This window comes from Sphingosinicella sp. (assembly GCF_052388015.1).
Classification (GTDB): Bacteria; Pseudomonadota; Alphaproteobacteria; order Sphingomonadales; family Sphingomonadaceae; genus Allosphingosinicella.
Window position 1 is genome coordinate 1 of sequence record NZ_JBQTIN010000049.1, and the last position, 18101, is coordinate 18101.

Consider the following 18101-nt stretch of genomic DNA (forward strand, 5'->3'; position numbering starts at 1 on the left):
CCTTCGGCCGGAACGAGTCGTCCTGCCTGTGGGACATCCGCGCCACCTATGACGACGGCGGCACGACCGACGTCCGCCAGGTCAACCTGTGCGAGGTGGCGACCGTCAACCTGATCCCGGGTTGATCCGGCGAAACTCATATCGGCTGGCTCCCTTGAGCGGACGCGCGGCCTTCTTTAGAGCCGGCACTCGATGCCGGCCCTTTTTCCGCACCCTCATCTGCTCGGGATCGAAGGGCTCTCCGCCGCCGACATCCTGAATATTCTCGACGAGGCGGAGCAGTGGACCGCGTTCAACCGGGGCGCGCGCAAGGCGGATGACCGCCTCCACGGCCTCACCCAGATCAATGCCTTCTTCGAAAACTCGACCCGCACCCTCTTCTCGTTCGAGATCGCGGGCAAAAGGCTGGGCGCGCAGGTCTCCAACTTCCACCCCGCCGCCTCCAGCGTCCGCAAGGGCGAGAGCCTGATCGACACGGCACTGACGCTGAATGCGATGCGCCCGGACATCCTCGTCATCCGGCACGAGGCGAACGGCGCGGCGGGCGAGGTCGCCGGCCTGATGGACTGCCCGGTGATCAACGCCGGCGACGGCCAGGGCGAGCACCCGACCCAGGCCCTGCTCGACGCGCTCACCATCCGCCGCCGCTTCGGCCGGATCGAGGGGCTGAAGATCGCGATCTGCGGCGACATCGAGCATAGCCGGGTCGCCAATTCCAATCTCCGTTCGCTGCCTTTGCTCGGCGCCGAGGTCCGCATCGTCGCCCCGCTTTGCCTGATGCCGGCGGTGGTTCCGGAAGGGATCGCCGCGTTTCAGGACTTCGACGAAGGCATTGCCGGCGTCGACGCGGTGATGATGCTCCGCATCCAGAAGGAGCGAATGGAAGAGGATTTCCCCGACACGCTCCAGGATTACCACACCGAATACGGCCTCACCCGCGCCCGCCTCGCTAGGGCCGCGCCGGACGCGATCGTCATGCACCCCGGCCCGATGAACCGCGGCGTCGAGATCGACGGCGACGTCGCCGACGATCCGGCGCGCTCGGTCATCCTCGAGCAGGTGGAGCTTGGCGTCGCGGTCCGCATGGCCTGCCTCGACCTGCTGACCCGGGAACGGCGAACCTAGCGCCGACCGCGACCATGCCCTACATCCCGGTCATGCCACGGGTGACAATTTGGATCGACGTGCTGATCCGCAACCTACGTCGGCGCCCTCCCAAAGGCGGCCGCTCCGAGCCTGTGGGGGCGGAACCTGACAAGCCGAAGCAGGGACAAGGCGGAGCGGCGGCCCCACTCGAATTCGACGATCGCCGACCCTGAAATGGAAAGGGCGGCGGGCCTTGGCCGACCCGCCGCCCTCCAGAGGGGATCCTGCGATGAGGATCCGGGGACTGTTCAGACGTTGCGCTGGCGCGGATTGGCGTAGCGGGCCGCCCAGCGGATCGAGGCGTCGCCGGCCTGTGTCCGCACGAAGCAGACGCCGCCCTGGGCGCGGATCGAGCCGCACAGCCGCTGCGCGTCGGCCTGACCGGCGAAGCCGGCGATCGCCACCCGGTGCAGGGTGCGGCCGGCCATGTTGATGTTCGCGGTCAGCGGCGCGTGGCTGTCGAGGCCGAAGCGGCGCTGGACACTGATCCAGGCGCGCTCGGCATTCGCCTCGCTGATGAAAGCGCCGAGCTGGACGACATAATTGCTGTTGCCGCGCCGGACCTGGGCGGTGCTGTGCGGGGCGCGGCGGAAGAAGGGCGCCGGCGGCAACGCGACCGACGCGGTGCGGACGAGAGCGGGGGTGGGCCGGGTCAGGCTGCGCACCGCAATCGCCTGCTGCACCTCGATCTGGCTCGGCGCGGGAGTCTCACGAGCCGGCGCATCGGGCGCGGACGCCGCCGGTGCGGCCGGAGCTTCGGGAGCGACCGCCGCTTCCTGCGACGGCGTGTAATAGTTGGAAACCTGCGGCGTCGCCTCGGCTGACGCAAGCTGCACCGGCGCCGCGCTTTCGACGGCCGGAGCGGCCGGCGGCAGGCCCCAGTCCGACACGGTGTCAGCCTGCGCGACCTGGGCGGCCGGCGCGGGCTGGGCAAGCGCCAGGGCGGTCGGCTGGCCGGGATCGGCGGCCGGCGAGACGCCGAGCAGGCTCGCGACCTGCGTGGCTGACGCGCCGGGACGGGTGAAGGCCGCCCATTGCGTCATCCGCGCGTCGATATCGGCGGGCGACAAATCCTGCGCGGCAACCGCGCGGGCGCGGCGCCAGTCGCCGGCGAGGGCGTAGGACAGAGCGAGGTTCTGCCGGATGCGCGGCGTCGCGTCGTGCGCGCGGGCAGCAGGCTCGAGAATTTCGATCGCCCGCTGTGGCTGGCCGGCGAGCGCAAGCGCGAGGCCGACGTCGGCCGCCGGGGCACTTCCCGCCATCTGCTCGAGCTGGGCGACCGCAGCGGCGGGGCGACCGAGCGCGATCTGGGTGAGCGAGAAGCTCAGGCCCGCGCGGTTGTTCGACGGATCGAGCTCCAGCACGTCGGCGAAGGTGGCGCGGGCCGATTCGAACCGGCCCTGGCGCAGATAGATGTCGGCGAGCAGCAGCCGGTAACCGGCATCGCGCGGGCTGAGGCCCACCGCCTGCTCCATCGCCGCCTGGGCCTGGCCAAGACGGCCTTCGCGCAGGTCGCGCGCGGCCCGCTCGTGCAGCTGCGCCGCCTGGCGGTCGCCCTGCGTCGCGTCGGCGCGTGAGGCGTTCTGACGCATCGCCAGCGACTGCGTCGTCGCGGTCGCCATCGTCATGCTGACGATCAGCGTCGAAGCCGCCGCTTTGAAAAGAGTCCTGTTCATCCCCGTGCCCCTCGTGAACATCTCAGCGGCGCTTGGCCGGCACCTGGGCCGCCAGCGCATCGATTTCCGGAACTGTCGCCAGGAACTCGTCCAGCGCCCCGGCGACCAGCTGCTGCGCCGAACGGCCGGTGACCGCGCAGGCGAGCCGCAGTCGCAAATGGCGGTCGCCGTCGAGCCGCAGCGTGAAGGCCGACTTCTTGCCCGCCGCCACGGCCGGGCGCTTCGGCAAGGCGACGACCTCGGCCGGCGCGCGCATCACCTGAGGTGCAGGAGCGGCCTCTTCGACCGCTTCCTCGAAAGTCTCGGCGATGGCGCGCTGCTGGGCCGCGACCGGGTTGTCGTCCGATTTCGGCAGCGGCGTCAGCGCGGCGATCGAGCTCGGCACATGCTCGGCCGGGGCCGGCGGCGTCGGGCTCTCCGGCGCGCCCATGTCGTTCCAGCCGAGATCGTCGAACCCGCCAAAGCCCTGGGGTCGCATCGCCGGCTTGGCCGCGCCCTTGCGGGCGAGCAGCCCGGAGGAGAGCGAAGCGTAGGGACGTGCTTCTTCGTGCATCATCACGTCCTCCCTCACTGGCCGCGCCGGCCGAAGCCGCTGGCGACGGCGCGCGGCGCGAAGCCGACCGGCCCCGCTGCGGCGGGCGACGAAAAGACGGTGCGGCGGAAATTCTTCTCGAGCCGGTCGGCGACATAGTCCCACAGCTCGACGACCTCGCGGGCCGATCTGCCGTTCGGATCGACCTCCATCACGGTGCGGCCGTCGATCATCGAGGCCGCGAAATCGGTGCGGTGATGGATGGTGACCGGCGCCACCGTGCCGTGCTGCGACAGCGCGATCGCGGCTTCGAATGTGATCTTGGCCTTGGGCGTCGCGGCGTTGACGACGAAGATGAGCGGCTTGCCGGCGCGGTCGCAGAGATCGACCGTGGCGCCGACGGCGCGCAGGTCGTGCGGGCTGGGGCGGGTCGGGATGACGATCAGCTCGGCGACCTGGATCACCGACTGGATCGCCATGGTGATGGCCGGCGGCGTATCGATGACGGCGAGGCGGAAACCCTGCTGGCGCAGCACTTCGAGGTCCGCGCCGAGCCGCGCGACCGTGGTCTGCGCGAAGGCCGGCTCGTCGTCCACGCGCTCGTTCCACCAGTCCGCGAGCGAACCCTGCGGATCGATGTCGATCAGGCAGACCGGGCCGTAGCCCGCCCGATGCGCCTGCACCGCGAGATGGCCGGACAGGGTCGTCTTGCCCGATCCGCCCTTCTGAGAGGACAATGCCAGAACGCGCATCCGATTTCCTTTGAGGTTCCCACGCCTGCGGGGCCGGTTTCCTCCAGCCGGCCTAAAATTCGGTTAATGCGCTGGCAGCCGTGGCGAGATGGGCGCGATCTTTGAGCCGGAACCGGCAAATTATGCTAAGGCCGCGTTAAGCAATCCTATTTAGACCTCGGCCGAGACAGGTTTCGCGCGAAAGGACGCATGGGGATGGGGATCGGGATTTGGCGGCTGGCGCTGGTCGCGACGGCGGTTGCCGCGGTCACGCCTGCGCTGGCGCAGCAGACCGGCGTCCGCGCCGGCGTCGATGCCTGGCAACAGGGCAATTACGAGGAGGCCGTGCGCCAGTGGCGGCCGCTCGCCGACCGCGGCGACGCCGACGCGCAGTATAATCTCGCCCAGGCCTACAAGCTCGGCCGGGGCGTGCCGCTCAACATGACGCTCGCCGAGCAATGGTATGAGCGGGCCGCCCGTCAGGGCCATGAGCAGGCCGGCGCCAATCTCGGCCTGATCCTGTTCCAGAATGGCCGCCGCCGCGAGGCGATGCCTTATATCGAGCGCGCCGCCGGCGGCGGCGATCCGCGCGCGCAATATGTCCTCGGCACCGCGCTCTTCAACGGCGACGTCGTCGCGCGGGACTGGCCAAGGGCCTGGGCGATGATGAGCCGCGCCGCCGCCGACGGGCTGCCGCCGGCGGTTCAGCAATTGCAGGCGATGGAGCAGCATCTCTCCCCCGAGGATCGCGCCCGCGGCGATCAGCTCGCCGCCGAGATGGCGCGCGGCCCACGCACCCGCGTCGCGGACGCGGAACCGGCGGTGACCGGCGCGACTGGCCGGCCGCGCGAGCGGGCGCGCCCGCCGCGCATCGCCCAGGCCGAACCGCCCCCGGCGCCTCGTCCGCAGCCACCGCGCGTCCGGCCGGAGCCGCAGCGCCCGGCACCACCGCAGGCGCGTCCCGCTCCGCCCAGGCCGGCGCCTGTCGCGCAGGCCGGCGGCCGCTGGCGGATCCAGCTCGGCGCCTTCTCGAGCGAGGCGGCGGCGCGCAGCGCCTGGGCCGCCGTCGCCGGCCGCTTGCCCGGCATGCGCCCGACGATCACCCGCGCCGGCGCGATGTTCCGGCTTCAGGCTGGCGGCCTGGCCAATCGCGAAGCCGCGACCCGCGCCTGCGCCGCCGCGCGCACTGCCTGCTTCCCGGTCGCGCCCTAGGGGTCCGTTTAACCGAATGTTCGCCCCCGCTTGCTAATGCGGCTCCCGAACCGGGGGCGGCATGGCGGCGATAGGACAGCTTGCGACACCAGATCGGATGGCGACACGTTGGCGGCGGCGGCGGATGTGCGTGCTCGTCGCCGATGCGCCCGCGCCCGCGGCCTTGCGCATGATCGACGCCGCCGGCGCCGTCATAGAAACCAGCCTCAGGCCTGCGCTCGGGGCGCCGGTGACCCTGCGCCATCCCGACGCTGGCGAGATCGCGGCGCGCGTCAGCGCGCTCGCCGCGGATGCGGTGACCATCGGCTTCGAGATCGGACCGGAGTCAGTCGCCTTCGCCCTCGCCGCGATCGCGGCCGACATGAGCCGCCCGGCCTAGTCCTCGACCCACTCCGATCGCCTATAGCCCTGCGCGTAGAGCAGCGCGGTGAGATCATTCGCGTCGATCCGCCCGTCTGCCGCGTCCGCCAATGCCGGTTTGGCATGATAGGCGACGCCCAGCCCGGCGGCGCGGATCATCGGAATGTCGTTCGCCCCGTCCCCGACCGCGAGCGTTTCCACCAAGGGGATGTCGCGGGCCGCGGCTGCATCGACCAGCGCAGCCCGCTTCGCCTCCGCATCCACGATCGGCTTGGCGACAAGCCCGGTCAGCTTCTCGCCCGCGATGCCGAGCACGTTCGCCCGCACCTCCGCGAAGCCGATCTCCGCCGCGACCGGTCCGGCAAAGCGGGTGAAACCGCCCGAGACGAGCAGGGTGTGGGCACCATGCGCGGCCATCGTGCGTACCAAAGTCCGCGCGCCCGGCGTGACCCGCACCCGCTCCTCGCGGCAGCGGTCGATCGCTACGTCCTCCAGCCCCTTCAGCAGCGCGACCCGCGCGTCGAGCGCCTCGGCGAAATCCAGCTCGCCCCGCATCGCCGCCTCGGTCACCGCCGCCACTTCCGCCTTGCGGCCGATATAATCGGCGAGCTCGTCGATGCACTCCTGACCGATCATCGTCGAATCCATGTCGGCCACGAGCAGGCGGCGACGCATCGCCGATGCAGGTTGAACAACGACATCGACGCCTTCGAAAGTCCCTTCGAGCGCATCGCGAGCTTTCTCCAATTGCCACTGAAATGCCACGGACGCCGCATCGCCGTAGTCGATCCAATCGAATGGGTCGGGGCCGCAGCCAGCGTCCATCAGCCTTTTGCCGGCCTGACGGACAGTTTTCTCAGTCAATGACCCAACTGCTATTAGGACCGCGATGAACAAGGGGAAGAAGCCTCCGCTGGCGCTTATCGCGGGGCCGACCGCGAGCGGCAAGTCGGCGCTCGCGCTGGCGCTGGCGGAAGCGGCGAACGGCGTCGTCATCAACGCCGACAGCGCCCAGGCCTATCGCGATCTCAGGATCGTCTCGGCCCGTCCCGCCCCGGCGGACGAGGCCCGCGCGCCGCACCGGCTTTATGGCTATCGGGACGGGGCGGACTCGTGCTCAGCCGCGGATTGGGCTGCCGACGCCAAGGTCGAAGTTGCGGCGGCGCATGAAACCGGAAGGTTGCCGATCCTCGTTGGCGGCACTGGCCTCTATTTGCGCACGTTGCTGGAGGGCATAGCGCCCGTACCCACGATCGACTCGGCCACCCGCCAGGCGGTGCGCGCAATGCCCGTGGCTGAAGCCTATCAGGCGCTCGAAGGCGAAGATCCGGAAGCGGCGGCGCGCTTGCGGCCCTCCGACACGACCCGCGTCGCGCGGGCGCTCGAAGTCATGCGCTCTACCGGTCGGCCGCTCGCCGCCTGGCAGGCGGAGAAGGTCGGTGGAATCGGTGGCGAGGCCGCGCTCCAGCCCCTTGTCCTGCTGCCGCCGCGCGACTGGCTCCACGCCCGCTGCGACGCGCGGTTCGAGGCGATCTTTTCGGAGGCCGGCATCGAGGAAGTGCGCGCATTGCTGGCGCGCCATTTGCCCGTGGCAGCGCCGGTGATGCGGGCGATCGGCGTTCCCGAGATCGCCGCCTTCCTGCGCGGCGAGATGACGCGCGAGGAGGCAATCGGGGCGGGCAAGACCGCGACCCGCCAATATGCCAAACGCCAATATACCTGGTTCCGCCGCCAGCCGCCGGCCGAATGGCCGCGCTTCGAGGCGCCGCTCGATTGCGATGGCATGGCCGATGCCCTAGCCCTGCTCTCGACATGAAGGTCTATCGCGACGAGGATTGCGATCTTTCGATCGTCCGCGCCAAGCGGGTGGCGATCATTGGCTATGGCAATCAGGGCCGGGCGCAGGCGCTGAACCTGCGCGACAGCGGGGTCTCGGTAGCCGTTGCCCTTCCCGCCGACTCCGCCTCGCGCGCGCGCGCCATGGGAGAAGGTTTCCCGGTCGCAACCGCAGCCGAAGCAGCCACCAAGGCTGACCTCGTCGTGATGCTCGCCGCGGACGAGGATCATAGCCGCATCTTTGCGGTAGAGGTCGCGCCCAACCTTCGCGAGGGTGCGGCGCTCAGCTTCGCCCATGGCCTGTCGATCCGCTTCGGCCTGATCGAACCCCGGCCCGACCTCGATATCATGCTCGTCGCGCCCAAGGGCCCCGGCACCGCGCTCCGCACCGATTTCCTGAACGGCTCCGGCCTGATCTCGCTGTTCGCCGTCCATCAGGATGCGAGCGGCGGTGCGCAGGCGCTCGCCCTCTCTTATGCCGCCGCGATCGGCAGCGGACGGGTGGGCATCCTGCCGACCAGCTTCATCGAGGAGTGCGAGGCGGACCTGTTCAACGAGCAGGCGGTGCTGTGGGGCGCGATCCCCGCTCTGATCCACGCCGGCTTCGAGACTCTGGTCGAGGCCGGCTTCTCGCCCGAAATCGCCTATTTCGAGTGCCAGACGGAGCTGAAGCTGCTCGCCGACCTGATCGACGCGCGGGGCATCGCCGGCATGAAGGAAGCGATCAGCAACACCGCAGAGTTCGGCGCGCTCGAAGGCGAACCGCGCATCGTCACGGAGGAAACGCGAGCGGAGATGCGGCGCATCCTCGCCGAGGTCCGCGCCGGCGGCTTCACCCGGAAGCTGATCGCCGATGCCGAGGCCGGCTATCCAAGGTTGCGAGCCTCGCGGGTCCAGGCGGCGGCTCATCCGATCGAGGAAATCAGGCGCAAGATCGTGCATTTGAAGGAATAGGAGAGCGAAAATGGCGAAAATTCTCTGCGTGCTCTACGCCGATCCGGTCGACGGCTATCCGACCTCCTATCCTCGCGACGGACTGCCGAAGCTCGATCTTTATCCCGACGGGCAGGCCCTGCCGACGCCGCGCGGGATCGACTTTCAGCCGGGCGCGCTCCTCGGCAGCGTTTCGGGCGAGCTCGGACTTCGCAACTATCTCGAAAGCAACGGCCACACGCTTGTCGTCACCTCCGACAAGGACGGCGAGGATTCGGAATTCGAGCGCGAACTGGTCGATGCCGACATCGTGATCTCGCAGCCCTTCTGGCCGGCCTATCTGACCGCCGATCGGATCGTCAGGGCGAAGAACCTCAAGATGGCGGTCACCGCCGGCATCGGTTCCGACCATGTCGACCTCCAATCGGCGATCGAGCGCGGCATCACCGTCACCGAGGTCACGTTCTGCAACTCGATCTCGGTCGCCGAGCATGTCGTGATGATGATCCTGTCGCTGGTCAGGAACTATCTGCCCTCGCACCAGGTGGTGCTGGACGGCGGCTGGAACATCGCCGATTGCGCGGCCCGCTCCTACGATGTCGAGGGAATGCATGTCGGCACCGTCGCGGCCGGGCGCATCGGCCTCGCCGTGCTGCGGCGGATGAAGCCGTTCGATGTCCATCTCCATTATTACGATCGGCACCGGCTTCCTGCCTCGGTCGAGCAGGGGCTGGGCCTGATCTGGCACGACAGCGTCGAGGATATGGTCGGCATGTGCGACGTGGTGACGATCAACTGCCCGCTGCACCCGGAGACGGAGAATCTGTTCGACGCGGCGATGATCGCGCGGATGAAGCGCGGCGCCTATCTGGTGAACACCGCGCGCGGCAAGATCGCCGACCGCGACGCCGTCGCCACCGCGCTGCGATCGGGCCAGCTCGCGGGCTATGCCGGCGACGTCTGGTTCCCGCAGCCGGCGCCGCAGGACCATCCATGGCGGACCATGCCGCATCACGGCATGACGCCGCACATCTCCGGCACCTCGCTTTCGGCCCAGGCGCGCTACGCCGCGGGAGTGCGCGAGATATTGGAATGCTATTTCGAGGGCCGGCCGATCCGCGACGAATATCTCATCGTCCAGGGCGGCGCGCTCGCCGGCACCGGCGCCCACTCTTATTCAGAGGGCAACGCCACCGGCGGCTCGGAGGAAGCGGCCCGCTTCCAGCCGCGCCCGATTCCGGGCTGAGTCGGCATCAGACTTCGGCGCAAACTTCGTCGGCGACGCCGCGGCGCCCGTGCAGCGACGCGCGCAACATGATTGCGGCCGCGTAGAGAACCACGACGATGACCAGCCAGCGCAGCAGCTCGATCGGCATGGATTGAACCAGGAAAGCCGCGACCAGCACCGCCGGCACGCCGCCAAGCGTCACGCCGATCACGATCCTCAGGTCGATCTCGCCGATCGCGATGTGGCGCAGCATCGATCCCGGCACCGCCAGCGCGCCGGCGGTCGCCATGATCGGAAAGCAGAGCCTGGGGTTCATCCCCATCAGGCTCAAAAGGACCAGAGTCGGCGCGTAATGGCCGACGCCGAAATTGATCAGGATGCCGAACAGGAAGTTGGCGGCGATCGCGACCACGATCAGCAGCGGCGGCAGCGAAGCGGCGGTGCCGCCCGCCGGCATCAGCCCGAGATTGCCGAGCGCGTAAAAGCTGGCCGCGGCGACGAGGGCGAAGGCGACGACCAGCTGCACCACCCAGACTTTCGTGCGGATGACGAGCGGCGCGCCGATCAGGACACCGAGCGCGAAGGAGATCACGCAGCCGAACAGCAGCACCGGCTCCACCAGCACGCCGAGCAGCACCAGATAGATCGCCGACTGCGCCATCGCCGGCAGGCCGTGGGCGGGAAGCAGGATGCACGGGATCAGCCGGTCGGGCACCAGCCTGCGGAACTTGAGCCAGGCCATGGTCGGCGCGAACGAGCCGATGCCGAGCGTATCGAAGAAATTGGTGATGGCGCCGAGCACCACCGCCTCGGGATTGGGCGTCAGCATGCCGCGCTGGGCGGCCGAGCGGATCAGCGCATACAGGGTGACCAAGGCCGCGAGCGCGAGCGGCACGAGCAACGCCGTCAACATGGCAATCCCCCTCGCTATCTCCGCCCGAACAGTTTCTCGATGTCGGCATGGGCGAGCTTCACCCAGGTCGGGCGGCCGTGATTGCACTGGCCCGAATGCGGCGTCATCTCCATCTCGCGCAGCAGCGCGTTCATCTCGGCGACCGAGAGGATGCGGCCGGCGCGGACGCTGCCGTGGCAGGCCATGGTCGCGGCGACATGATCGAGGCGTTCTTTGAGGCTTAAAGCATTGTCGAAGGCGGCCAGCTCGTCGGCGAGATCGGTGACCAGACCCTTCACATCGCCCTGTCCGAGCAGCGCCGGAGTCGCCCGCACGAGGATCGCGCGCGGGCCGAAACGCTCCAGTTCCAGGCCCATCTCGATGAGCTCGGCGAAGCGCGCCTCGAGCCGGTCGCAGGCCGGCTCGCCCAGCTCGACAACCTCGGGCAGCAGCAACGCCTGGCGAGCGGCGCCGCCATTGGCCATCGCCCGGTTCATCCGCTCCAGCACCAGCCGTTCGTGCGCCGCATGCTGGTCGACGATCACCAGCCCGTCCTCCGCCTCGGCGACGATATAGGTGGCGGCCACCTGCCCGCGCGCGACGCCGAGCGGGTGCTGGACGGGGTCGGGCGGTGCTTCGGTGGCGACCTCGGCGCGAGCTTGGGGAAAATAGTCCTGGTGGCGATCAGCCAGAGCCTGCGCGGGGGGGAGAGAGATGCCACCCCCCGACCCACTCCACGAAGGCGTGAAGGGGGAGAAGAGGGCGCCGACGTGCCTCCCCTCCACGCCTTCGTGGAGGGGTTGGGGGTGGCCCTCTTGCTGCCAATTGCCCAATGCCGCGGCGCTCGGCCGCTGGGCGCTGCGATGGCCGGCCTCGTCGAGCGCGCGCCTGAGGCCGCCGACGATCAGGCCGCGGATCATGCCCGGATCGCGGAAGCGGACCTCGGTCTTCGCCGGGTGGACGTTGACGTCGACCTGATCGGCCGGAACCTCGAGGAACAGCGCCAGCACTGGATGGCGGTCGCGGGCGAGCAGGTCCTGATAGGCCGCCCGCACCGCCCCGATCAGCAGCCGGTCCTTCACCGGCCGGCCGTTGACGAACAGATATTGATGGTCGGCGACGCCGCGATTGAAGGTCGGCAGGCCGGCGACGCCGCCGAGCCGGACGCCCTCGCGGTCGAAATCGACCGCCAGGCTGTTGTCGGCCAGCTCGCGGCTGGTCAACGCCGCGACCCGCATCGGCCGGTCCTCGCCGGGCGGCAAGGTCAGCGCCCGCCGGCCGTCATGGTCGAGGGTGAAGCCGATCTCCGGCCGCGCCATGGCAAGCCGCTTCACCACGTCGAGGCAGGCGGCATATTCGCTGCGCTCGGAACGGAGGAACTTGCGCCGCGCGGGGACGCGCTCGAACAGCCCATCGATCGTAACGCGGGTGCCGGGCGGAATCGCCGCCGGTCCCTCCGCCGCCTTCGCGCCATTGTCGATCGTGATCGACCAGCCGTCCTCGCCGCGCACTCGGCTCTCGATCGTCAGCCGCGCCACGCTGGCGATCGACGGCAAGGCCTCGCCGCGAAAGCCCAATGTCGTCACCTCCTCGATCGCGTCGTCGGGCAGCTTGGAGGTCGCGTGCCGCTCCAGCGCCAGCGCAATCTCGTCGCGCGCCATGCCCGAACCGTCGTCGGCGACCTCGATCCGGTCCCGCCCGCCGCCGGCCAGCACGATGGCGATCCGCGTCGCGCCGGCGTCGATCGCGTTCTCGATCAGCTCCTTCAACGCGCTGGCCGGCCTTTCCACCACTTCACCGGCGGCGATGCGGTTGACCAGATGCTCGGGCAGTCGCCGTATTGACATGATCCGGGCTCTATACGAAGCGGCCTCGCCCCGCGAGCCTCACCGCCGACTCTTTGGTGGACCGGGCGGGCGGGTCCATCCTATAGGCATTGGCCAAGGACGCCCGGCAGCGCCGCGCGCCCGCCCCCGAGTCCAGCGAGTGCATCCGCGAATGTCATTTTTCAGCTTCCTGCGTCCCGCCTCTCACGACATGGCGATCGACCTCGGCACCGCCAACACCGTCGTCTATGTCCGCGACCGCGGCGTCGTCCTCAACGAGCCGTCCGTCGTTGCGATCGAGACGATCAACGGCGTTAAGCGCGTCAAGGCGGTCGGCGACGACGCCAAGTTGATGATGGGCAAGACGCCCGACGCGATCGAGGCGATCCGCCCCTTACGCGACGGCGTCATCGCCGACATCGACGTCGCCGAGCAGATGATCAAGCATTTCATCCAGAAGGTGCACGGCAAGAGGCGCTTCCCGCGCTATCCCGAGATCGTGATCTGCGTGCCCTCCGGCTCGACCTCGGTCGAGCGGCGCGCGATCCGCGACGCCGCGTCCAATGCCGGCGCCCGCCAGGTGTGGCTGATCGAGGAGCCGATGGCCGCCGCGATCGGCGCCGACATGCCGGTGACCGAGCCGATCGGTTCGATGGTCGTCGACATCGGCGGCGGCACGACCGAGGTCGCTGTGCTCAGCCTGCGCGGCCTTGCTTACACCACCTCGGTCCGGGTCGGCGGCGATAAGATGGATGAGGCGATCAGCTCCTATGTCCGCCGCAACCATAACCTGCTGATCGGCGAGGCGACGGCCGAGCGGATCAAGAAGCAGGTCGGCATCGCCAAGCCGCCGCCCAACGGCACCGACGGCGAGACGGTCCACATCAAAGGCCGCGACCTGGTCAACGGCGTGCCGAAGGAGATCCAGATCAACCAGCGCCAGATCGCCGAGGCGCTCAGCGAGCCGGTCGGCACGATCGTCGAGGGCGTCCGCATCGCGCTCGAGAACACCGCGCCCGAGCTTGCCGCGGACATCGTCGACCAGGGCATCGTCCTCACCGGCGGCGGCGCGCTGCTCAAGGGCCTCGACGAGGTGCTCCGCGACGAGACCGGCCTGCCGGTCACCGTCGCCGACGATCCCCTGACCTGCGTCGCACTCGGCACCGGACGGGCGATGGAGGAGGAAATCTTCCGCGGCGTCCTGCAGACGGCCTAGGGCCGAAAGGCCGCACGGCAATGGCGCCGCCCGGCAAGCGACGCAGCGGCGGTCATTCGCGGCGGGCGCAATATGGCCTGTTTCTGGGCTATGTGTTCGCGATCGGCGGCATCGTCGTCGCGATCCTGATGCTCATCCTCTCCCGCGTCGATCCGCGCGGCTTCGACGCGGTCAAGGGCGCGGCGCTGGACGTCACGGCGCCGATCACCGCCGCTGGGCGCGGCGTAGCCGGCTTCTTCACCGGCATTGGCGATACGATCGGCAATTACTGGCAGGCCGGCTCGCAGAACGAGGCGCTCCAGGCCGAGCTCGCCCAAACGCAGCGCGATCTGGTCGCCGCCCGCGCCGCCGAGGCTGAGAATCAGCGTTTGCTTCGGCTGCTGGGCCTCGCCCGCGATACGCCCGACGAAATCGTCGTGACCCGGATCGTCGGTTCGTCCTTCGAATCCTCGCGCCGGCTCGCGACGCTGGCCGCCGGAAGCTCGTCGGGCGTCGCGGTCGGTCAACCGGTGCGCGCGCCCGACGGCCTGGTCGGCCGGGTGATCGAGACCGGCCGCTGGGCCTCGCGCGTGCTGCTCGTCACCGATGGCGCCAGCAATGTGCCGGTGCGACTGGTCCGCGACGGCACCCCGGCGATCGCCGCCGGACGCGGCGACGGCACGATCGAGCTGCGCACCCTCGAAGTCGGCCAGAACCCGTTCCGGCCTGGCGACATCCTGCTGACGTCGGGAACCGGAGGCATCTTCCCGCCCAACATCCCGGTCGCGATGGTCGTGCGGCTGGACGGCGACACGGCGATCGCCCGTCCGCTCGCCGATCCGGCGCGGGCCGATTTCGCTTTGGTGCTGCGTCCCTACCAGCCGGCGGCGAACGCCCCGCTCGATCAGGCGGCGGCGCCCGCGGCCGGGCCGCCCGTCGCGGGACCGCCGCCGGCTGCCCCGCCGGCGCCAGGGCGCCAGAACGACCCGCGCTACCAGCCCGCCTTGCAGTCGCCACCGCCGCAGGGAGGCGCGCGGTGAACCGGATCGCCGGCTCGCAGGCCGAGGTTCGCATCCGCGACCTCCGCAGCCGCTTCGTCCCGCTCGCCTCGACGATCGCGGCGGTCCTGCTTGCCCTGTTGCCCTTCGTCGTCGCGACGCCGTTGATCCCGGACCTCGGACTGATGGTGCTGGTTGCGTGGCGCCTGCTCCGGCCAGAAATCTGGACCGCCAACACCGCTCTCGGGCTCGGCCTCTTCAACGACCTCGTCGCCGGCAACCCGATCGGCCAGTCGATGCTGCTCTGGACCAGCCTGTTCCTGATCTTCGATCTGATCGACAGCCGGCTTGGGTTTCGCGACTATATGATGGACTGGGCGATCGCCGCCGCCGCCGTCGCCGGCGTCCATGCCGGCGCCTGGTATCTCGCCTTGCTGCTGGGCGCCGACACCAGCTTCATGATCGTCCTGCCGCAGATCGTCCTCGGCATGCTCGCTTATCCGATCGTCGCCCGGATCGTGATCGGCCTCGATCGCTGGCGGCTCGACCGGTGAGGCGCGCACCCCCTCCGCCGATGACCGAGGGCGTGCAGGCCGCGACCTTCACCCGCCGCGCCTTGCTGCTCGGCATCGGCCAGGCTGGGCTGTCGGTGCTGCTCGCCGGCCGCATGGGCTATATCGCGATCGCCCAGAACGAGCGCTATACCGACCTCGCCGAATCCAACCGCATCCAGGAGCGGCTGATCCCGCCCCGCCGCGGCTGGATCGTCGACCGCTACGGCCAGCCGATCGCGGTCAACCGCTCGATCTTCCGAGTCGACTTGATCCCCGACCAGCTCGAGGATCCGGACGGCGCGATCGCGACGCTGACCCAGATCCTCGGCCTCGACGCCGAAACGGTGGCGCGCATCCGCGCCGAGCTGCCGCGCGCCGCCGGCTTCCAGCCCGTGCCGGTCGTGGAGAATCTCAGTTACGAGCATTTCGCCGCGATCACCGTGCGGCTGCCCGAACTGCCCGGCGTCGCCCCTTTGCGCGCCTTTGCCCGCCACTATCCGGAGGGCGCGGCGGTCGGCCATCTGATCGGCTATGTCGGCACGCCGAGCCGCGAGGATTATGAGCGCCAGGGCCGGGACCAGCTCCTGCTCACCCCCGGCTTCAAGATCGGAAAGGAAGGGCTGGAGAAGGTCAAGGAAGCGGGCCTGCGCGGCACGCCGGGGCGCGCCCGCGTCGAGGTCACGGCGCGCGGCCGGCTGGTGCGCGAGCTTACCACTCTGCCCGATGTCGGTGGCCGCGTCCTCCACACGACGATCGACGCCGGCCTGCAGAGCTTCGCGGCGCGCCGGCTGGGCGAGCAATCGGGCTCCTGCGTCCTGCTCGATTGCCAGAGCGGCGACATCCTCTGCATGGCCTCGATGCCGGCCTACGATCCCAATTCCTTCTCCGACGGCATCAACCGCTCCGAATGGGCGATGATGGCGGAGGACGAGCGCCATCCGCTGATCAACAAGACGCTGAACGCGCTCTATCCGCCTGGCTCGACCTTCAAGCCGGCGGTGGCGATGGCGGTGCTGGAGGCCGGCGTCGACCCCGAAGAAACGGTGAGCTGCGGCGGCGGCTACACTCTCGGCGGCCGCCGCTTCGGCTGTCTTGGCGTCCACGGGCCGATGAACCTGCACCGGGCGATCGCGCGCAGTTGCAATACCTATTTCTACACGATGGGCCGGCGGATCGGGATCGAGCGCTTCGCAACGATGGCGCGCCGATTGGGGCTCGGCCAGCGCTTCGACCTCCCAGTCGTCTCGCAAAGCTACGGCACGATCCCCGACGCGGCGTGGAAGCTGCGCCGCCACCGGCAGGAATGGAGCCAGGCCGACACGCTCAACGCCGCGATCGGCCAGGGCTATGTGATCCTCAATCCGCTCCAGCTCGCGCTGATGGCGACCAGGATCGCCTCGGGCCGCGACGTGCAGCCGCGGCTGATCCTCAGCCAACACGCCCCGGCCGATCCGCTCCCGTTCGCCGCCGCCCATTTCGAAGCGGTGCGATCCGGCATGGACGAGGTGGTGAACGGCGCCGGCACCGCGGGCGCCAGCCGCCTGCCCTTCCCCGACATCCGCATGGCCGGCAAGACCGGCACCGCCCAGGTGCGCAACATCGGCGCCGACCGCGGCCGCGCCGGCGCCGCCTGGCGCTATCGCGACCACGGCCTCTTCGTCTTTTTCGCGCCGGTCGGCGCACCGCGGTACGCCGGAGCGGTGGTGATCGAGCATGGCCTGGGCGGGGCCCGCGCCGCCGCGCCGGTCGCCAAGGACGTGCTCACGTATCTGTTCGACAAGGACCGGGCGATGGCGGCGCTGCAGTCGCTCGAGCAGGGCTGGGGCGGCAACATCGCAGAGCGCATGGCGCGCCGCTCCGCCGCCTGGGCCAACCGCGCGCCGGGCCAGACCCTGCCCAACCCCGCGCTCTGATGGCCCTCGTCCCGGTTCCGAAGCCGATCGCCGAGCTGCCCTGGCGGGTGCTGTGGATCGTCGTCGCGCTCGGCGCGGCCGGGGTCACCGCGCAATATTCGGTCGCGCCCGGCGGCGGCGGGTCGATGTTTCCCTATGCACTGCCGCACGCGCTGCGGTTCTGCGGGTTCCTCGTGCTGGCGATCGGCCTCTCCTACGTCCGGCCGCGCACGCTCAGCGACCTCGCCTGGTTCGGCTATGCGGGCGGCATCTTCCTGCTCATCGTCACCCTCTTTCTCGGCGCGATCGGCGGCGGCGCGCGCTCCTGGCTCGAGCTCGGCATCATCCGCATCCAGCCCAGCGAGCTGATGAAGCCGATCCTCGTCCTCGTCCTCGCCCGCTTCTATTCCTATGTCCCGCCGCGCGAGCTGGCGCGCTGGGCGGCGATCTGGCCGGCCGGCGCCTTCCTTGCCCCGCCGATCCTGCTCATCCTGCTCCAGCCCGATCTCGGCACGACGACTTTGATCGTGTTCACGACGATCGCGATGATGTTCGTCGCCGGCCTGCCGCTGCGCCTGTTCATCGGCGGCCTGATCGCGACTGCGGTGGCGATCCCGATCGGCTTCTCGCTACTGCTGCCGCACCAGCAGGAACGGGTGCTCATCTTCCTCAATCCCGAGCAGGATCCGCTCGGCGCCGGCTATCACATCACCCAGTCGATGATCGCGATCGGCTCGGGCGGGCTGTTCGGCCGCGGCTATCTGCACGGCACCCAGGCGAGCGGCCGCTTCCTGCCCGAGCCGCACACCGACTTCATCTTCGCCGCGATCGCCGAGGAATGGGGGCTGGTCGGGGGCTTCTCGTTGATACTCTTGTTCACCCTTCTGATGCGCTGGGGCATGGGCGTTGCAATCGACGCCAAGGAGCGGTTCGAGCGGCTGACCGCGGCGGGCCTCACGCTCACCATCTTCTTCTACATCGCGGTCAATCTGATGATGGTGATGGGCCTTGCCCCCGTCGTCGGCATCCCGCTGCCGCTCGTCTCCTACGGCGGCTCGGCGATGCTGACGGTGATGATCTGCCTCGGCCT

General features: G+C 69.7%; 18 protein-coding genes. 12 read left to right on the plus strand and 6 right to left on the minus strand.

Annotated elements, in window-relative coordinates; all coding sequences use genetic code 11:
- Positions 1-192 precede the first annotated feature (192 nt).
- Positions 193-1125 carry an aspartate carbamoyltransferase catalytic subunit gene (locus ACT4N3_RS04445; protein WP_444854003.1) on the plus strand — a complete coding sequence of 311 codons (933 nt, stop codon included), beginning with the start codon at positions 193-195 and terminating at the stop codon, positions 1123-1125.
- Positions 1126-1394: 269 nt separating this feature from the next.
- Here ACT4N3_RS04445 and ACT4N3_RS04450 read toward each other — a convergent pair whose 3' ends face one another.
- The 3 genes from ACT4N3_RS04450 to ACT4N3_RS04460 are packed head-to-tail and all read right to left on the minus strand — an operon-like array spanning position 1395 to position 4106.
- On the minus strand, positions 1395-2822 hold the full coding sequence (locus ACT4N3_RS04450; RefSeq protein ID WP_444854004.1) for a tetratricopeptide repeat protein: 1428 nt from the start codon (positions 2820-2822) through the stop codon (positions 1395-1397).
- 22 nt (positions 2823-2844) lie between these two features.
- Complete coding sequence (locus ACT4N3_RS04455) at positions 2845-3375, minus strand: hypothetical protein (protein ID WP_444854020.1); 531 nt, start codon at positions 3373-3375, stop codon at positions 2845-2847.
- Positions 3376-3389: 14 nt separating this feature from the next.
- Positions 3390-4106, minus strand: coding sequence for an AAA family ATPase (locus ACT4N3_RS04460; protein ID WP_444854005.1), 717 nt, complete (start codon positions 4104-4106; stop codon positions 3390-3392).
- Between the two features lie 195 nt (positions 4107-4301).
- Here ACT4N3_RS04460 and ACT4N3_RS04465 point away from each other — a divergent pair, with 195 nt between their 5' ends.
- A complete protein-coding gene (locus tag ACT4N3_RS04465; RefSeq protein WP_444854006.1) occupies positions 4302-5297 on the plus strand; it encodes a tetratricopeptide repeat protein in 996 nt (331 codons plus the stop codon).
- Between the two features lie 97 nt (positions 5298-5394).
- Positions 5395-5676: a hypothetical protein gene (locus ACT4N3_RS04470; protein ID WP_444854007.1), complete on the plus strand. Its 282-nt coding sequence runs from the start codon at positions 5395-5397 to the stop codon at positions 5674-5676.
- On the opposite strand, the gene serB is transcribed toward ACT4N3_RS04470, so the two are convergent.
- Positions 5673-6332: a phosphoserine phosphatase SerB gene (serB, locus tag ACT4N3_RS04475; protein WP_444854008.1), complete on the minus strand. Its 660-nt coding sequence runs from the start codon at positions 6330-6332 to the stop codon at positions 5673-5675. The genes ACT4N3_RS04470 and serB overlap by 4 nt on opposite strands.
- Before the next feature lie 12 nt (positions 6333-6344).
- Between serB and ACT4N3_RS04480 the strand changes: the two genes are divergently transcribed.
- From ACT4N3_RS04480 to ACT4N3_RS04495, 4 genes are read left to right on the plus strand one after another with little or no spacing between them, the layout of a single operon-like run.
- The gene (locus ACT4N3_RS04480) at positions 6345-6524 is read left to right on the plus strand and encodes a hypothetical protein (protein WP_444854009.1); all 180 of its coding nucleotides are present in this window, start codon (positions 6345-6347) and stop codon (positions 6522-6524) included.
- Between the two features lie 22 nt (positions 6525-6546).
- Positions 6547-7473, plus strand: coding sequence for a tRNA (adenosine(37)-N6)-dimethylallyltransferase MiaA (miaA, locus tag ACT4N3_RS04485; protein WP_444854010.1), 927 nt, complete (start codon positions 6547-6549; stop codon positions 7471-7473).
- Positions 7470-8447, plus strand: coding sequence for a ketol-acid reductoisomerase (gene ilvC / locus ACT4N3_RS04490; protein WP_444854011.1), 978 nt, complete (start codon positions 7470-7472; stop codon positions 8445-8447). The genes miaA and ilvC overlap by 4 nt, the downstream gene beginning before the upstream one ends.
- Positions 8448-8457: 10 nt before the next feature.
- Positions 8458-9672: an NAD-dependent formate dehydrogenase gene (locus ACT4N3_RS04495; RefSeq protein WP_444854012.1), complete on the plus strand. Its 1215-nt coding sequence runs from the start codon at positions 8458-8460 to the stop codon at positions 9670-9672.
- A 7-nt stretch (positions 9673-9679) separates the two neighbouring features.
- Here the strand turns inward: ACT4N3_RS04495 and ACT4N3_RS04500 are convergent, their stop codons facing one another.
- Positions 9680-10567 carry a hypothetical protein gene (locus tag ACT4N3_RS04500; protein WP_444854013.1) on the minus strand — a complete coding sequence of 296 codons (888 nt, stop codon included), beginning with the start codon at positions 10565-10567 and terminating at the stop codon, positions 9680-9682.
- Positions 10568-10581: 14 nt separating this feature from the next.
- Positions 10582-12393, minus strand: coding sequence for a DNA mismatch repair endonuclease MutL (gene mutL, locus ACT4N3_RS04505; protein WP_444854014.1), 1812 nt, complete (start codon positions 12391-12393; stop codon positions 10582-10584).
- A 151-nt stretch (positions 12394-12544) separates the two neighbouring features.
- On the opposite strand from mutL, the gene ACT4N3_RS04510 reads away from it, so the two are divergent.
- From ACT4N3_RS04510 to rodA, 5 genes are all read left to right on the plus strand, one after another.
- Positions 12545-13588 (plus strand): rod shape-determining protein, encoded by a 1044-nt coding sequence (locus tag ACT4N3_RS04510; protein ID WP_444854015.1) that lies wholly within the window; start codon positions 12545-12547, stop codon positions 13586-13588.
- Positions 13589-13608: 20 nt separating this feature from the next.
- Positions 13609-14607, plus strand: a complete 999-nt coding sequence (gene mreC, locus ACT4N3_RS04515; RefSeq protein ID WP_444854016.1) for a rod shape-determining protein MreC — start codon at positions 13609-13611, stop codon at positions 14605-14607.
- Complete coding sequence (mreD, locus tag ACT4N3_RS04520; protein ID WP_444854017.1) at positions 14604-15119, plus strand: rod shape-determining protein MreD; 516 nt, start codon at positions 14604-14606, stop codon at positions 15117-15119. The genes mreC and mreD overlap by 4 nt, the downstream gene beginning before the upstream one ends.
- A 20-nt stretch (positions 15120-15139) precedes the next feature.
- A complete protein-coding gene (gene mrdA / locus ACT4N3_RS04525) occupies positions 15140-17032 on the plus strand; it encodes a penicillin-binding protein 2 (protein ID WP_444854018.1) in 1893 nt (630 codons plus the stop codon).
- The coding region (gene rodA / locus ACT4N3_RS04530) for a rod shape-determining protein RodA (RefSeq protein WP_444854019.1) at positions 17032-18101 on the plus strand (1070 nt) is incomplete at its 3' end. The genes mrdA and rodA, both read left to right, overlap by 1 nt.

Coding starts and splice junctions, on each gene's coding strand:
- ACT4N3_RS04445 (WP_444854003.1), top strand. CDS start 193: ATGCCGGCCCTTTTTCCGCACCCTCATCTGCTCGGGATCGAAGGGCTC.
- ACT4N3_RS04450 (WP_444854004.1), bottom strand. CDS start 2,822: ATGAACAGGACTCTTTTCAAAGCGGCGGCTTCGACGCTGATCGTCAGC.
- ACT4N3_RS04455 (WP_444854020.1), bottom strand. CDS start 3,375: ATGCACGAAGAAGCACGTCCCTACGCTTCGCTCTCCTCCGGGCTGCTC.
- ACT4N3_RS04460 (WP_444854005.1), bottom strand. CDS start 4,106: ATGCGCGTTCTGGCATTGTCCTCTCAGAAGGGCGGATCGGGCAAGACG.
- ACT4N3_RS04465 (WP_444854006.1), top strand. CDS start 4,302: ATGGGGATCGGGATTTGGCGGCTGGCGCTGGTCGCGACGGCGGTTGCC.
- ACT4N3_RS04470 (WP_444854007.1), top strand. CDS start 5,395: ATGGCGACACGTTGGCGGCGGCGGCGGATGTGCGTGCTCGTCGCCGAT.
- serB (WP_444854008.1), bottom strand. CDS start 6,332: ATGCGTCGCCGCCTGCTCGTGGCCGACATGGATTCGACGATGATCGGT.
- miaA (WP_444854010.1), top strand. CDS start 6,547: ATGAACAAGGGGAAGAAGCCTCCGCTGGCGCTTATCGCGGGGCCGACC.
- ilvC (WP_444854011.1), top strand. CDS start 7,470: ATGAAGGTCTATCGCGACGAGGATTGCGATCTTTCGATCGTCCGCGCC.
- ACT4N3_RS04495 (WP_444854012.1), top strand. CDS start 8,458: ATGGCGAAAATTCTCTGCGTGCTCTACGCCGATCCGGTCGACGGCTAT.
- ACT4N3_RS04500 (WP_444854013.1), bottom strand. CDS start 10,567: ATGTTGACGGCGTTGCTCGTGCCGCTCGCGCTCGCGGCCTTGGTCACC.
- mutL (WP_444854014.1), bottom strand. CDS start 12,393: ATGTCAATACGGCGACTGCCCGAGCATCTGGTCAACCGCATCGCCGCC.
- ACT4N3_RS04510 (WP_444854015.1), top strand. CDS start 12,545: ATGTCATTTTTCAGCTTCCTGCGTCCCGCCTCTCACGACATGGCGATC.
- mreC (WP_444854016.1), top strand. CDS start 13,609: ATGGCGCCGCCCGGCAAGCGACGCAGCGGCGGTCATTCGCGGCGGGCG.
- mrdA (WP_444854018.1), top strand. CDS start 15,140: ATGACCGAGGGCGTGCAGGCCGCGACCTTCACCCGCCGCGCCTTGCTG.